At 71.6% G+C, this 14,402-nt stretch carries 10 protein-coding genes and 1 pseudogene; 4 read left to right on the forward strand and 7 right to left on the reverse strand.

Features of this window, described 5'->3' with window-relative positions; genetic code table 11:
* The first annotated feature begins 34 nt into the window (after positions 1 to 34).
* Positions 35 to 2,398: a SpoIIE family protein phosphatase gene (locus ACWD3E_RS28320; RefSeq protein WP_451390393.1), complete on the forward strand. Its 2,364-nt coding sequence runs from the start codon at positions 35 to 37 to the stop codon at positions 2,396 to 2,398.
* A gap of 3 nt (positions 2,399 to 2,401) precedes the next feature.
* Positions 2,402 to 2,665 (forward strand): annotated as a pseudogene (locus ACWD3E_RS28325) (TauD/TfdA family dioxygenase); the annotation flags it as partial.
* Between the two features lie 6 nt (positions 2,666 to 2,671).
* Here ACWD3E_RS28325 and ACWD3E_RS28330 read toward each other — a convergent pair.
* Positions 2,672 to 4,174, reverse strand: a complete 1,503-nt coding sequence (locus ACWD3E_RS28330) for a metallophosphoesterase family protein (RefSeq protein WP_451390394.1) — start codon at positions 4,172 to 4,174, stop codon at positions 2,672 to 2,674.
* A gap of 74 nt (positions 4,175 to 4,248) precedes the next feature.
* The gene (locus ACWD3E_RS28335) at positions 4,249 to 4,875 is read right to left on the reverse strand and encodes a LysE family translocator (RefSeq protein WP_451390395.1); all 627 of its coding nucleotides are present in this window, start codon (positions 4,873 to 4,875) and stop codon (positions 4,249 to 4,251) included.
* Positions 4,876 to 5,252: 377 nt separating this feature from the next.
* Here ACWD3E_RS28335 and ACWD3E_RS28340 point away from each other — a divergent pair, with 377 nt between their 5' ends.
* Positions 5,253 to 7,616 carry a M4 family metallopeptidase gene (locus ACWD3E_RS28340; RefSeq protein WP_451390556.1) on the forward strand — a complete coding sequence of 788 codons (2,364 nt, stop codon included), beginning with the start codon at positions 5,253 to 5,255 and terminating at the stop codon, positions 7,614 to 7,616.
* Positions 7,617 to 7,708: 92 nt separating this feature from the next.
* On the opposite strand, the gene ACWD3E_RS28345 is transcribed toward ACWD3E_RS28340, so the two are convergent.
* Together ACWD3E_RS28345 and ACWD3E_RS28350 are read right to left on the reverse strand one after the other, a co-directional pair.
* Complete coding sequence (locus ACWD3E_RS28345) at positions 7,709 to 8,464, reverse strand: dienelactone hydrolase family protein (RefSeq protein ID WP_451390396.1); 756 nt, start codon at positions 8,462 to 8,464, stop codon at positions 7,709 to 7,711.
* Positions 8,465 to 8,574: 110 nt separating this feature from the next.
* The gene (locus ACWD3E_RS28350) at positions 8,575 to 9,195 is read right to left on the reverse strand and encodes an L-threonylcarbamoyladenylate synthase (RefSeq protein WP_451390397.1); all 621 of its coding nucleotides are present in this window, start codon (positions 9,193 to 9,195) and stop codon (positions 8,575 to 8,577) included.
* A 168-nt stretch (positions 9,196 to 9,363) separates the two neighbouring features.
* On the opposite strand from ACWD3E_RS28350, the gene ACWD3E_RS28355 reads away from it, so the two are divergent.
* The gene (locus ACWD3E_RS28355; RefSeq protein ID WP_451390398.1) at positions 9,364 to 10,905 is read left to right on the forward strand and encodes a helix-turn-helix domain-containing protein; all 1,542 of its coding nucleotides are present in this window, start codon (positions 9,364 to 9,366) and stop codon (positions 10,903 to 10,905) included.
* A gap of 139 nt (positions 10,906 to 11,044) precedes the next feature.
* On the opposite strand, the gene ACWD3E_RS28360 is transcribed toward ACWD3E_RS28355, so the two are convergent.
* The 3 genes from ACWD3E_RS28360 to ACWD3E_RS28370 all read right to left on the reverse strand — a co-directional run bounded on the left by ACWD3E_RS28360 (position 11,045) and on the right by ACWD3E_RS28370 (position 14,220).
* Positions 11,045 to 12,295, reverse strand: a complete 1,251-nt coding sequence (locus tag ACWD3E_RS28360) for a serine hydrolase domain-containing protein (protein ID WP_451390399.1) — start codon at positions 12,293 to 12,295, stop codon at positions 11,045 to 11,047.
* Positions 12,296 to 12,438: 143 nt separating this feature from the next.
* A complete protein-coding gene (locus ACWD3E_RS28365) occupies positions 12,439 to 12,906 on the reverse strand; it encodes a hypothetical protein (RefSeq protein ID WP_451390400.1) in 468 nt (155 codons plus the stop codon).
* A 216-nt stretch (positions 12,907 to 13,122) separates the two neighbouring features.
* Entirely contained in the window at positions 13,123 to 14,220 is a 1,098-nt protein-coding gene (locus tag ACWD3E_RS28370; RefSeq protein ID WP_451390401.1) for a PP2C family protein-serine/threonine phosphatase, read from the reverse strand.
* Positions 14,221 to 14,402: the final 182 nt, after the last annotated feature.

Consider the following 14,402-nt stretch of genomic DNA (forward strand, 5'->3'; position numbering starts at 1 on the left):
GATGCGCCGGGACAATCGGCCCATGCTGGGGCATATGGAGCAAGTCGCGGCCACGGCGATCATCGATGCCCAGGGCAGGGTGACCGGGTGGAGTGAGGGCGCGCGGCTGCTCACCGGGCACCTGGCCGAGGAGGTCGTGGGCCGGCCCGCGGCCGGTCTCCTCGCCGCGGACATGCCCACCGCAGCCGTATCCGGCGCAGCCACGACCGCCGGGGCCCTCGCCGCACGGACCGGCACCCTCACCCTGCGCCACCGCGACGGTCACGAGCTCGAGGTGGCCCTGACCGCCTGCCCCGTCCTCGACGCCGACGGCCGGCCCGCCGCGTACGTCGTCACGGCCGGCCCGCCCGGCGCCGCCCTGGCCGCCCAGGCCTTCCAGCAGGCCTCGATGTCCATGTCGGTCTTCGATCTCCGGCAGCGCTACCTGCGCCTCAACGAGGCCGCCTGCGAGGTGATGGGCGTGCCCGAGGGGGAGCTGCTCGGCCGGTACTTTCCGGACACCGTGGAGGACGCCGAACCCCACCGGGGATTCCTGCGCCATCTGCGTGAGGTCGCCGAGACGGGGGAGCCCGTCCGCTACGAGAGCTTCGCCAGTGCCCCCACGCTGAACGAGGAGCACACCTGGAGCATCGAGATGTGGCCGCTGCGGGACGGCCGGGGCGAGCTGAGCGCCGTCGCCCTCGCGGCCTTCGACAGCACCGAGCAGTACTGGGCGCGGCGCCGGGCCGCCCTGCTCAACGAGGCCGCCAGGGCGATCGGCACCACGCTGGACGTCGTGCGCACCGCGGAGGAACTGACAGGACTCCTCGTTCCGCACTACGCCGACTTCGCCTCGGTGGATCTGTTCGACTGGGTCCTCGGTGCGGAGGAGCGGCCCGTCGACCTGGGGAGCCCTCTCGAACTGCGCCGTGTCGCCCACGCCTCCGCCGCCGGGGGCGCCCCCGAGCCCGCCGTCGCCCTCGGCGGGAGCGACATGTACCCGCCCGACTCGCCGCCCGTGCGCGCCCTGCGCGAGGGACGCGCGGTGATCAGCCAGGCCGACGAGCTCGGGTTCATCGAGTTGATCACCGAGCGCAATGTCCGCTCACCCGAGACCAGCCCCACGAACCGGGACGTCCACTCGGTGATCGCCGTGCCCCTGCACGCCCGCGGCGTCCGGCTCGGCGTGGCCGTCGTCGTCCGCACTACGCGCCTCGACCCCTACGCCCCCGACGACGCCCTCTTCGCCGAGGAACTCGCCAGCCGCGCCGCCGTCTGCATCGACAACGCCCGCCGCTTCGCCCGCGAGCGCTCCACGGCCCTCGCCCTCCAGCACAGCCTGCTGCCGCGCGGCCTGTCCGGACAGGCCGCGGTCGACGTCGCCCACCGGTATCTGCCGTGCGGATCGCTCGCCGGCGTCGGCGGTGACTGGTTCGACATCATCCCGCTCTCCGGCAGCCGCGTCGCCCTGGTCGTCGGCGACGTGGTCGGGCACGGCATCCAGTCCTCGGCGACCATGGGCCGGCTGCGCACGGCCGTACGCACGCTCGCCGATGTCGACCTGGCCCCGGACGAACTCCTGACCCATCTCGACGACCTGGTCACCCACCTGGCCTCCGACAACGGCGGCGAGGAGGCCGCCGAACTCGGCGCCACCTGCCTGTACGCCGTCTACGACCCCATTTCGCGCCGCCTGTCCCTGGCCGCCGCCGGCCACCCGGCCCCGGCCGTCATCCTGCCCGGCGGCGTCGCCGAGTTCGTACCCATGACGGCGGGACCACCCCTCGGGGTCGGCGGGCTGCCGTTCGAGGCTACGGAACTACGACTGCCCGAGGGCACCATCGTCGCCCTCTACACCGACGGCCTGCTCGAGAACCGCGAACGGGACGTCGACCACGCCGGCGACGCCGAACTCCGGCGTGCCCTGAGCGCACCCGCCGACTCCCTGGAGGATCTCGGCGACGCCGTCCTCAAGGCCGTCCTGCCGCAGGCGCCCGGCGACGACGTCGCCCTGCTGCTGGCCCGCACCCGCGCCCTCGGCGCCGACCACGTCGCCACCTGGGACGTCGCGCCCGACCCCGCCCAGGTCGCCGTACTGCGCCAGGCGACCGGCGAGCAACTGGCCGTCTGGGGACTGGACGAGGCCGCCTTCGTCACCGAACTCGTGGTCAGCGAACTCGTCACCAACGCCATCCGCTACGGCGAACCGCCCATCCAGCTGCGCCTGATCCGCGACCGTGCGCTCATCTGCGAGGTCTCCGACGCCAGCTCCACCTCACCGCACCTGCGCCGCGCCCACGCCTACGACGAGGGCGGTCGCGGACTGCTGCTGGTCGCGCAGCTCACCCAGCGCTGGGGCAGCCGCCAGACGGGCAGCGGCAAGACCATCTGGGCGGAGCAGCCGCTCCCGGACGCGTGAGAGGCGGTGCAGCGCTGGAAGGCGGTGTTCTTCCGGGACCTGAAGCTCGACCACGCCGGGCATGTCGCCTTCGCGCGCCGCTTCGGCGAACCGGTCCCCGAGGTCGGCACACCCGCCGACCAGCTGGAACCGGCCGGACGGTAGGGCATGGACCGCGACGAGTGGCTGCACCGGCGCCTGCACACCCTGCTGTGCGGCTGGTGCTTCGACCACGGCACCCGCGTCGACCCGCCCGCCGCGACCGTCCTGCGCGCGCGGACCGTCCCCGTCGGCTCACTTCAAGGGGATGGTGACCTCGTCCTCGACCGGAGGTTCGAGTTCCTGGGCACGGTTCCCGGTCGCGGCGAAGCAGCGCAGCCGGACCTCCTCCGGGGTGACGTCCAGGCGCAGGAAGGACTTGAAGAACGGCGGACTGTAGGTGGCCGAGCCCGGTGACAGCAGCTGGGTGTACATCCTGCGCACCGGCAGCCGGAACCGGGAGGTGCGCTCCGGGTTGCCGCCGGCGCCCAGCAGGGTCCCGATCAGCCGCATGCGCCGGGTCACCCGGATGTCCGGTCCCGGCGCGCGGCCCGTCTCGATACCGAGGTACTCGGCGATAACCGCCGTCGCCTCGGCCTCGCTCAGGGCGAAGAAGCGGCGCAGCCGCAGCCGGTGGCCGTACAGGCGGCTGTGGAAGGCCAGCGAGTCGCCGCGCAGCGGATAGCAGCGGAACTCCCGCTCGGTGACGTTCGCGACGGAGACCCGGGGGATGGTGTGCGTGGCGTGCATGAACGCCCCGCCGCCGCCCGCGACCACGTACTGGACGGTGCGGCCGTCCACGTCGACCGGGTACCGCTGGTAGTTGTGGATGTCGCCGCCGATCGCGGCCACGTAGTGGTGGTCCGGGTCGCGGACGATGTCGTCGACCGTGCCGCCGCCCTCGATGGGGCACGGGTGGTGCTCGCCGTCGACGTACAGCGGGGAGCCGGTGATCAGGATCTTCGGCTTCGGGCCGGCGGATATCTCGCGCAGCCAGGCGCCCTGTTCGGCGTCGACGGTGCCGAGCAGCCCGGTGTCGATCCCGACGATCCGCACCGGGCCCGCGTCGATCGCCCAGTACGGGCCGGGCTGTACGGCCTGTTGCTCCGGGGCCGGGCGCAACGCCCGTGCGGCGGCCAGGCGTCGCTCGTCGGCAGGGCGCGGCCTGTGCCACAGCAGGCCGCGCAGCCAGGCCCGGGTGAGCGGCCGGGGCGCCGGCCCGGGGCCGGGTGACGGGGTGTCGGCGCAGAAGACACGCATGAACGCGCCCAGGTCCTCGTACCAGTCGTGGTTGCCCGGTACCGCGTAGATGGGCACCGGGTAGTCCTGGTACGGCCGGAAGAACTTGGTGCCGTAGTCGTCCGTGCTGCCGACGGGGTAGATGACATCGCTGGCGAGGACCGCGAAGTCTGTTCCCTGACTGATCTTCAGAAACCCTGGAACGACGGCGTACTGGGCCTCGTCGCCCTCTCCGGGGTCCCCGATGACCATGAACGAGAAGCTGTCCGCCGCCTCCCGCCGGATCACCTTGTCGGCGGGGGCACCCGCCGCCGCCCGCCGCGCCACCCAGCGGCTGCGGGTACGGCCCGTCGGGTCGCCGAACCACGACGCCAGTACGCCGTTGCGGGCGGCCCACAGGTGCCGCGGGTTCAGCCACGACAACTTCTCGACGTGTTCCGGCATCAGCCGCTTGTAGGCACCCGGCTCGGCCGAGCCCCAGCCGGCGCCCTGTGCGGTATCGCGTGAGGAGTCAGACACCGGTGCACGGTAACAACGTGCCGATCACGCCCGGGATGCCGGGGTCTGAGGGAACGTAAGATCCTGGGCCCTGTCTAGGAATCGGCGGCCAGGCGCAGGCCGAGACCGACCAGGACGAGCCCGGAGAGCTGTTCCACGCGGCGCTGGACGGACTGCCGCCTGAGCACCCCGCCCACGCGTCCGGCCAGCCAGACCAGCGGGAGGTACCAGACCAGGTCGACCACGGCCCAGATCGCCGAGAACAGCAGCAGCGTCGGCAGCACGGCGGCGTGCTGCGGCACGAACTGCGGCAGGAAGGAGACCGCGAACACGCCCGCCTTGGGATTGGCGAAGTTGGTGACCAGACCCTGCCGGTACGCCCGCCCCAGCGACACCGCGGCAGCCCCCGCCACGGGCTCCTCGGCCGCCCGGCCGGCTCGCCGCGCCTGCCACAGGGCACGCGCGCCCATCCACACCAGGACCGCGGCGCCACCGATGCGGATGCCGTCGTAGGCGACCCTGGAGGCCAGCAGCAGGGCCGAGAGGCCGAAGGCCGCGGCGAGACCCCACAGCAGGACTCCGCACTCGTTGCCCAGGACCGTGGCCATGCCGGTTCTCCGGCCGTTCACCACCGCCCGGCGCAGGATCACGACCGTACTCGGCCCCGGAACCATGGCGATGAGGAAGGCGGCGCCGACGAACGCCACGACGGATGTCATCATCGGGGCAGCATTCCGGGGCGTGTTGCCGCGCCGCAAGACCCGCGCCGGTCCGCGGGCCGGGGCATCGGCGAGCCGGTGCCCCGTGACCTTTCGCGCGTTATCACGGGATTGTCCCGATTCGGTCCGGCTCACAGCCGCCTCATAGGGAAAACCCTCGATTGACAGCCTACCTAATGACATGAACGGGTCATCACTGTCATTCTCCCCCCGCACGCTGATGCTCCCCGTTCTGGGCTCGGATCACATTCGCCCAGATCAGCGCACCCGCGCAGATGACCCGTCTGCGTGGTCTGTCATCGGCCGCGACCCCGGCGGTCGCAGCAGGAGGAGTTCGAGTGAGACGCCTTCCCCACAGACGCCTTCCCCGCAAGCAGGCCATGGCCGGAGCCGCCCTGGTCTCCACCGCGGCCTTCCTCGCCGTCGGCCTCCAGGCGGTCCCGGCGACCGCGAAGCCCGCCGCCCCCCACCCCAGCGCCCTGCGCACCGGCGGCCTCGAGGCGAAGCTCAGCCCTGCCCAGCACCGCGCGCTGGTCGACAGCGCCCGGAAGCAGACCGGCGCTACCGCCCGCACCCTCGGGCTCGGCGCGCAGGAGAAGCTGGTCGTCAAGGACGTCATCAAGGACAACGACGGTACGCTGCACACGCGTTACGAGCGCACCTACGCCGGTCTCCCCGTCCTCGGCGGTGACCTCGTCGTGCACACCCCGGCCGCCTCCCTGGCCAAGGGCACGGTGAGCACCACCTACGCCAACAAGCAGCGGATCAAGGTCGCCTCCACCACCGCGACCTTCACCAAGTCCGCCGCCCAGACCAAGGCGCTCAAGGCAGCGAAGGCCCTCGACGCGAAGAAGGCCACCACCGACAGCGCCCGCAAGGTGATCTGGGCCGGCCACGGTACCCCCAAGCTCGCCTGGGAGACGGTGATCGGCGGCCTCCAGGACGACGGCACGCCCAGCCAGCTGCACGTCATCACCGACGCCACCAGCGGCAAGGAGCTGTACCGCTACCAGGCGATCAAGACCGGCATCGGCAACACCCAGTACAGCGGCCAGGTCTCGCTGACCACGACCCAGTCGGGTTCGACGTTCACGCTCAACGACGGGGCGCGCGGAGGCCACAAGACGTACAACCTGAACCACGGCACCTCGGGCACCGGCACCCTGTTCTCCCAGACCAACGACACCTGGGGCAACGGCACCACGTCCAACGCGGCCACCGCGGGCGCCGACGCCCACTACGGCGCCGCGGAGACCTGGGACTTCTACAAGAACACCTTCGGCCGCAGCGGCATCAAGAACGACGGTGTCGGCGCCTACTCCCGCGTCCACTACGGCAACGCGTACGTCAACGCCTTCTGGGACGACACCTGCTTCTGCATGACCTACGGCGACGGCTCGGGCAACAACGACCCGCTGACCTCGCTCGACGTCGCAGGCCACGAGATGAGCCACGGCGTCACCTCCAACACCGCGGGCCTGGAGTACAGCGGTGAGTCGGGCGGCCTGAACGAGGCCACCTCCGACATCTTCGGCACTGGTGTGGAGTTCTACGCCAACAACTCGACCGACGTGGGCGACTACCTCATCGGCGAGAAGATCAACATCAACGGCGACGGCACCCCGCTGCGTTACATGGACAAGCCCAGCAAGGACGGCGGTTCTGCCGACAGCTGGTACTCCGGCGTCGGCAACCTCGACGTGCACTACTCCTCGGGTCCGGCGAACCACATGTTCTACCTGCTCTCCGAGGGCAGCGGCACCAAGGTCATCAACGGCGTGACGTACAACAGCCCGACCTCCGACGGCGTCGCCGTCACCGGCATCGGCCGGGCCGCCGCCCTGCAGATCTGGTACAAGGCGCTGACGACGTACATGACGTCGACCACCGACTACGCGGGCGCCCGCACCGCCGCCCTGAAGGCGGCCACCGCGCTCTACGGCACCAACTCCACGCAGTACGCCGGGGTGGGCAACGCGTTCGCCGGCATCAACGTCGGCAGCCACATCAACCCGCCCGCCAACGGCGTGACGGTCACCAACCCGGGCAACCAGTCCTCCACCGTCGGCACCGCGGTGAGCCTCCAGATCCAGGCGAGCAGCACCAACGCGGGCGCGCTGACCTACAGCGCCACCGGTCTGCCGGCCGGCCTGTCGATCAACAGCTCCACGGGCCTGATCACCGGTACGCCCACCACGGCGGGCACCTCCAGCACCACCGTGACGGTGACCGATTCCACCGGTGCCACCGGAACCGCGAACTTCACCTGGACGGTCGGCACCACCGGCGGCTGCACCTCGTCCCAGCGGCTGACCAACCCCGGCTTCGAGTCGGGCAGCACCGGCTGGACCGCGACCGCCGGGGTCATCGACAACAGCACCGGTGAGCCCGCGCACAGCGGCTCCTACAAGGCCTGGCTCGACGGCTACGGCACCTCGCACACCGACACGCTGTCCCAGTCGGTGAGCATCCCGGCCAACTGCAAGGCGAGCCTGACCTTCTGGCTGCACATCGACACCGCCGAGACCACCTCAAGCGTCCAGTACGACAAGCTGACGGTCTCCGCGGGTTCGACCAACCTGGCGACGTACTCGAACCTGAACGCCAACACCGGGTACGTGCAGAAGACCTTCGACCTGTCCTCGCTGGCGGGCCAGACGGTCACCCTGAAGTTCAACGGCGTGGAGGACTCCTCGCTGCAGACCAGCTTCGTCGTGGACGACACCGCTCTGACGACCAGCTGACACGCACCCCCTGAGGTCCCGCACGCGGAAGCCGTCCGCGTGCGGGACCTTCGCATGTCGGCTCGGCGGAGCCAGGGGAGCCGTGCCCCGCGTCAGAACGTGCGCTTCAGCAGCTCCAGCAGCGCCGCCCAGTGCCGCTCGTCGGCGTCCCGGTCGTACGACGAGGTGTCCGCCTGGGTGTAGCCGTGCGCCGCGCCCCGGTAGACCTCGCAGGTGTGCCGTACCCCGGCCTCGGTGAGGGCCTGCTCCAGCCGCCGGACCTGCTCCTCGGGCAGGGACGGGTCCTGGTCGGCGTGCCCGAAGTACAGCTCGGCGGTGATGTTCCCGGCGCCCTGGTGCGGGCTTTCGGGGTCCTCGGTCGCCAGCCTGCCGCCGTGGAAGCCCGCCGCCGCGGCGACCCGGTCGGGATGGGTGGCCGCCGTGCGCAGCGCCAGCCGGGCGCCCATGCAGTAGCCGGTGATCGCCACCGGGCCGTCGGCCGCCAGCGGGCTGTCGGCGAGCCAGCCCAGATAGGCGTCGGCGTCCCGCCGGATCTGCTCCGGTGTCAGCGAGTGCACGACCGGGCCGAGCCGCTCCCAGATGGCCGGGTCGGCATCGGGGTCGATGAAGTCCGGCAGTTCCACGACCGGGGTGCGGCCGAGCCGGTAGAACACGTTCGGAACCAGGACGGTGTAACCGGCGGCGGCCAGCCGGTCGGCCATCGCCCTCAGGTGCGGGCGCAGCCCGTAGGCGTCCTGGTAGAGGAGCACAGCCGGGTGAGGACCCCCGTCGGCCGGGTGGGCCAGGTAGGCGTCGGCGACGCCGTCCGCGGCCGGGATGTCGACGGCTGTGCCCTGTACGACGGTCATGCGCAGAAGCCTCCAGTGAATTCGGCGCCGGGAGGCGAGTGCCCCTCGGCGCTGCGGGTACGCCTCATGCTGCCACGCAAGATCTTTACGCTTCACCGGAGTCATGTCGGTCATTCGAAGCGGGTGGTGTCTCCCGCGCCGCGTCGCACGATCTCCGCCTCGCCGCCGGAGAAGTCCACCACCGTGGTCGGCTCGGTGCCGCAGTCGCCGGAGTCGACCACCGCGTCCACGGAGTGGTCGAGCCGGTCCTTGATCTCCCAGCCCTGCGTCAGCGGCTCCTCCTCGTCCGGCAGCAGCAGCGTGCTGGACAGCAGCGGCTCGCCCAGGTCGGCGAGGAGCGCCTGGGTGACCACATGGTCGGGGATACGCACGCCCACCGTCTTCTTCTTCGGATGCTGCAGCATGCGCGGCACCTCGCGGGTGGCCGGGAGGATGAAGGTGTAGCTGCCGGGGGTCGAGGCCTTGATGGCCCGGAACACGTCGTTGTCGACGCGCACGAACTGGCCGAGCTGCGCGAAGTCCCGGCACATCAGGGTGAAGTGGTGCCGGTCGTCCAGATGGCGGATCGAGCGGATCCGGTCGATGCCGTCCCGGCTGCCCAGCCGGCAGCCCAGCGCGTAACAGGAGTCGGTGGGGTATGCGATGAGTGCCCCCGAGCGCACCGCGTCGGCGATCTGGGCGATGCTGCGCGGCTGCGGGTTCTCGGGGTGCACGTCGAAGTACTTCGCCATCTGCCGAGCTTATGCCGTGTGCCGGTGCCGACGGCGGAAGACGGGCGGGAGCCCGGTCGGGTAGGGTCCGCGTTCGTTCACCAGGTCGATGTGATGACGTCGATGTGATGACGTCGATGCGATGACGTCGGTGTGATGGCTTCGATGCGATGACGAGGAGAGGGGACCGTGACCGGCAGACCCGACGAGGGCCCGGGTGCGCAGGAGCCGTACGGCACCGATGGCGCATGGGCGCGGCAGTTGCTCGACCAGCTCCGCCCGGGCGGGCGTGACCCGCGTCGGGTGGTCGCCTGGCTGGCCCGGACCGTCGGCGCGACGGTCTGCCTCCGGGACGCGGGCGGCGCCCTGCTCGCCGGAGACCGCCTGCGGCTCGATCCCTCCGTGGTCGCCGAGGTCGCCGCCGGCCGGATCTCCGCCGCCTCCGTGCAGGACGGCGAGCGGCACGTACGGCTCGTCGGGATACGGCACTCCGAGCGGGGCCCGGCGGCCGGCGCGGTGCTGGCCGTGGCCCGCCCGGCTCCCTTCGACCGGCAGCTCTCCGAGATCCTGAGGTACACCGCTGGTGTCCTGGAACTGCTGCTGAGGGAAAGGGAGCTGACGGCCTCCGGGCACCGGCTGCGGCAGGCCGCGGCGGACCTGCGGCTGGCCATCCTGCAACTGCTCATGGTGGAGGACATCGTCTCCGCCCGTCGCGTCGCCGCGGGCCTGTGGCCCGGTCTGCTGGCCGAGGACAGCGCCCACGTGTACGTCGTCGAGGGCTCGCCCGCCGAACGGGACCGGCGCGCCGAGGAGTGCGTGGACGTCACCGGCGGGCAGGCGCTCGTCGTCCGCTGCCCGGCGATGGACAGTCACGTCATCGTCGTCAGCGCGGCATCGGTGGCGGGGGAGCGGCTGCGCTCGCTCGTCGGCGGGCGGCCCGGCACCTTCCTCGGCGGCAGCCTGCGGCAGAGCCTCGCCTGCACCGCCACCGGCTACGGGCAGGCCGTCAGCGCCCTCGCCGTCGCTCACTTCAGCCCGGACCACGCCGCCGTCTACGCCGAACGCACCCACCCCGAACGGCTGATGGATCCCGGCGCGCTGCGCGCCTGGTCCGCCGAGGTGCTCCGCCCGCTGGACACCCTGCCGCACCACATCCGCGCCGAACTGCTCGCCACCACCCGGCTGGGCCTGGAGTTCACCGCCGTGAACGCGGCCAAGGTCCTCGGCGTCAGCCGCAACACCGTCCGCGCCCGCATGGACCGCGTCGCCGCCCTGCTCGGCGTCGACTTCTCCGTCCTCACCGTCCGCGCCGCCGCCCACCTCGCCCTCAACACCGCGGCGGCGGGCGGCCCGTACGACCCCGACCGTGCAGCCGTACCCGCGCCCGGCCCGGTGTCCCTCGGCGACCTGCTCGGCGGTGTCGAACCGGCCTCCTGGGCCCGCAAGCTGCTGGGCCGTCTCGACTCGGACGGCCGTGACCTGCGCGGCACCCTGCGTGCCTGGCTCGCCGCCGACGCGAACGCCGAACGGGCCGCCCGCGCGCGAGGCGTCCACGCGCAGACCGTCCGGGAACACACCCGGGCCGCCGAACCCGTCCTGGAACGACAGCTGCTGGCTGCCGGCACCGATCTGTACGAGGTCGTCCTGGCCCATCTGGCCACCGGTGACCTCCCGGTGCCCACGCTCGGCCGGGCAAACCACAACCATCCGGACTCACCTGTGCACCAGTGAGCCCCGCACGCGCCGCGGCGGGCACCGGTGCGCTACCCCACAGTGAAAACCGCACGTAAGTTCTGGAGTCCGCGGGGCGCGACTGGGACGGGGGTCCGGTCGGGTCCCCGCGCTCAGCTCTCAGCTCGTCGTCGGTGGCTCACCGGGCCGCCGGTGCGGCCTGCAGGTTGAACACGTGCCCGGGGGACAGGATCTTCGTGATCGACTCGCCGAACACGGTGCTGGGCTCCCGGCCCTTGTAGTCGATGTCCGTGTTCAGGAGCACGACCAGCCTCGTCCGCGTGGTCGGCAGATACACGGTCAGGGTCTCGTAGCCCGGCAGCGAGCCGTTGTGGCCGATCCAGCCATGGACATCGAAGATGCCCAGCCCGTACCCGACGCCCGGGACCGGGGTCGCCGGCATGGTCAGCCGCTGCTTCTGCATCTCGCGGCTGATCATCCGCTTCCCGTCCGGGAACCGGCCCGTGGCGACTGTGCGCGACCAGGTGCGCAGGTCCTGCTGCGTCGAGATCATCGCGCCGGCCGCCCAGCCCCAGGACGGGTTCCAGCCGGTCGTGACGGCGACCTTCCCGTTCGCCGTCTGGTTCGTGTAGCCCTGCGCGTGCGGGGAGGGGAACTCGTTGCCCGTGGGGAACGCCGTGTGCTTCATGCCGGCCGGATCGAGGATGTGCCGCTTGATGTAGTCCCCGAGGCGCCTGCCGCTCTCCTTCTCCACGACCAGGCCCAGCAGGATCAGGTTGGTGTTGGAGTAGTCGAACTTCTGCCCGGGCGGGAACAGCACCGGATGCCTGAAGGAATAGGCGAGCAACTGCTGGGGCGTGAAGGGGCGTTTCGGGTCCGAGGTCAGTGCCTTGAAGAAGCCGACGTCCTCGGAGTAGTTGAACAACCCGCTGCGCATACCGGCGAGCTGACGCAGCGTGATCTTCTCCCCGTTGGGCACGCCGTCGACATACTTGCCGATCGGTTCGTCCAGACCGACCTTCCCCTGGTCCGCCAGCTGAAGCAGCGCGGTCACCGTGAACGTCTTGGTCTCGCTGCCGATGCGCATATACAGATCCGTGGCCATCTTCTTACCGGTGCGCTTGTCGGCGACACCGAACGCGCGTACGTAGTCCGGCTGTCCAGGCGTCCAGATCCCGACGGTGACACCGGGCACCTTCGCCTCGTGCAGCACCTTCTGGACGGCGGCGTCGAGTTGGCGTGCCACGCCCGGGGTGAGGCTGCGGACGCCCGGCCCCGAAGGAGCCGGGCTGGGTGAGCCGGCGGCGAGTGCGGCGGGTACGGACGCGGGCGCCGCCGGGACGGGACCGGCGGCGATCGGTGCCAGCAGCGTGCCTGCCGCGAGGGCGACCGCGGCCCCCCTGCGCAGGCGTGCGGAGGTCTGCGGCATGGGCTGACTCCAAGCACATGAGAGCCGAACGTGCAGTGGGCGTGAAGACGTCGAAGCTCGTCCCAGCCAGGATAGGAGCGCCCTCCCGGTATCGCCTGTCGGCCGCCGTACCGTGCCTGCCGAACGCGACGTGCTGTGGGCCGCTACTTCCCGCACATCGGAGCGAGCACCGTCAGTGCGCCGTTGGCCCCCCGCAGCGCCGCCTCCAGGCTGCCGGGCGAGTGCAGCGTGCCGGTGCCGTCGGGCGGGACCAGCCACTCCAGGTAGCGGGCGCGCCGGTAAGGCGGCGGTACGGCGACCCAGGAACCCTTGGTTGCGTACCGCAGACCGGCGCCCACCCACCCCCCGGACGGATCGGGCGGCAGGAAGAAGCCGACCCGCCCGGCCGCGGTGTCCACCAGCGTGGGTCCCGGCACCGGCAGCGCGGGCCGCCACAGCAGGTCCAGGGTGAGCATTCCGAGCCGCTCGGGCACGCTCAGCACGTCCCAGAAGCGGCCCGCCTCCAGCAGCGCGGTGCCCTCGCCGTGGTCCCACTCCCATTTGCAGGCGCGCGGGTCGGCCGCCGCCGCGGCCAGCCACTCCACGCCACGCATCCACATCGTGTTCGTCATGCACTGCTCCGGGTGATCCTCGTTCGTCCGATATGAGGGCAGGGAACGGCCGTGTCCGGGCACTTGGTGCGGCTGCACGCCAACCCGGCATATGCATGCTCGTAGATATTTCTACATGGTGGAAGGGGTGGCGAAGCATGGCGTTTGCGGCGCGATGTTCGAACTCCGAGTGTCGGTTCGTCGATGGAGTGAGCCGAGGGGGTGTGGGTCGTCGGCTCAGGCCGGGGGCAGCGACAGCAGCAGCATGGTCACGTCGTCGCGTACGTCGTACCGCGGGACCAGCTCCGCCCACACCTCACCGGGCAGCTCGGCCGGGTCCGGGCCGGCGAGGGCGGCCAAGCGCTCGGTCAGCGGATAGAAGGCGTCCGCGTGGTCCCGGGCCTCCCACACGCCGTCGGAGGCCAGGAACAGCAGGTCACCCCGGTCCAGCGCGAGCGTGACCTCCTTCGGCGGGTCGGCGCCGACCAGGCCGACCCCGAGCGGCGGCGCCGGGGCGACGGGGACCTCCCGGGCGCACCCCTGGCGCAGCAGGACGGGCGCGGGATGGCCGCAGGTCACCATCCGCACCGCGGCCAGGTCGGCCGAGAACTCCAGCAGCACCGCGGTCGCGAACAGCTCCGCGTACCGTACGTCCCGCGAGTCCACCGCCAGCCTGCGGTCCATCTGGGCCGCGACCGACTCCAGGTCCGGCTGGTCGAGCGCCGCCTCCCGGAACGCCCCCAGCAGTGACACCACCGTGGCCACCGCCGACAGTCCATGCCCCTGCACGTCGCCCATCACCGCCCGGACGCCGTACGGCCCGTCCCGGACGTCGAAGAAGTCCCCGCCCACCAGCGTGCCGTCCTGCGCGGCCCGGTACAGGCCCGCGCATCTGAGCGGCCCGACCTGTTTCGGCACGGGTGGCAGCACGGCCCGCTGCACCGCCTCGGCGATGCTGCGCTCGGTGACCAGCTGGGCGTCGCGGTGACTGCGCACGTACGAAACGAACACGCTCAGCACTGCCACGAACATGATGGTCAGCAGGTCGGTGTTGCCGGGCCGGTTGAGATGCGTGGTCGGCATGTTCAGCAGCCCCACGACCAGGAGGCCGAGGACGCCGGTGGCGAGCGGCCCGTACGACAGCACGGCCAGCGGCGGGATGGCGCCCAGCAGGAAGCCGAGATCGCTGGCGTGTGGGGTGACCGACGCGGCTGCGGCCACGAGCACCAGCAGCAGCACGGGCAGCACCCGCACCCACCGCGGCGGCGGTGCGCCCCGCAACCAGCCGCGATCCTCCTCGTAGCGACGCGACGACCTGCCGCGCTGCGACCTCACATGCCCACGCTACGCCGGAGCCCGGAAAAGCGGTGGACGTCGGCGCGGGTGTCCGCATAGCGTGTGCGAGCACGCCCGAGACGGACGGAAGAAGGAGGCGAGTGTCGTGTTCACACCCATCCCGCGCTCCCCCCTCCCCGTCCCTTGGGCATGTCACGGCTGACCGGGAGCGCTCCACGCAG

The organism is Streptomyces sp. NPDC002676 (assembly GCF_053592455.1).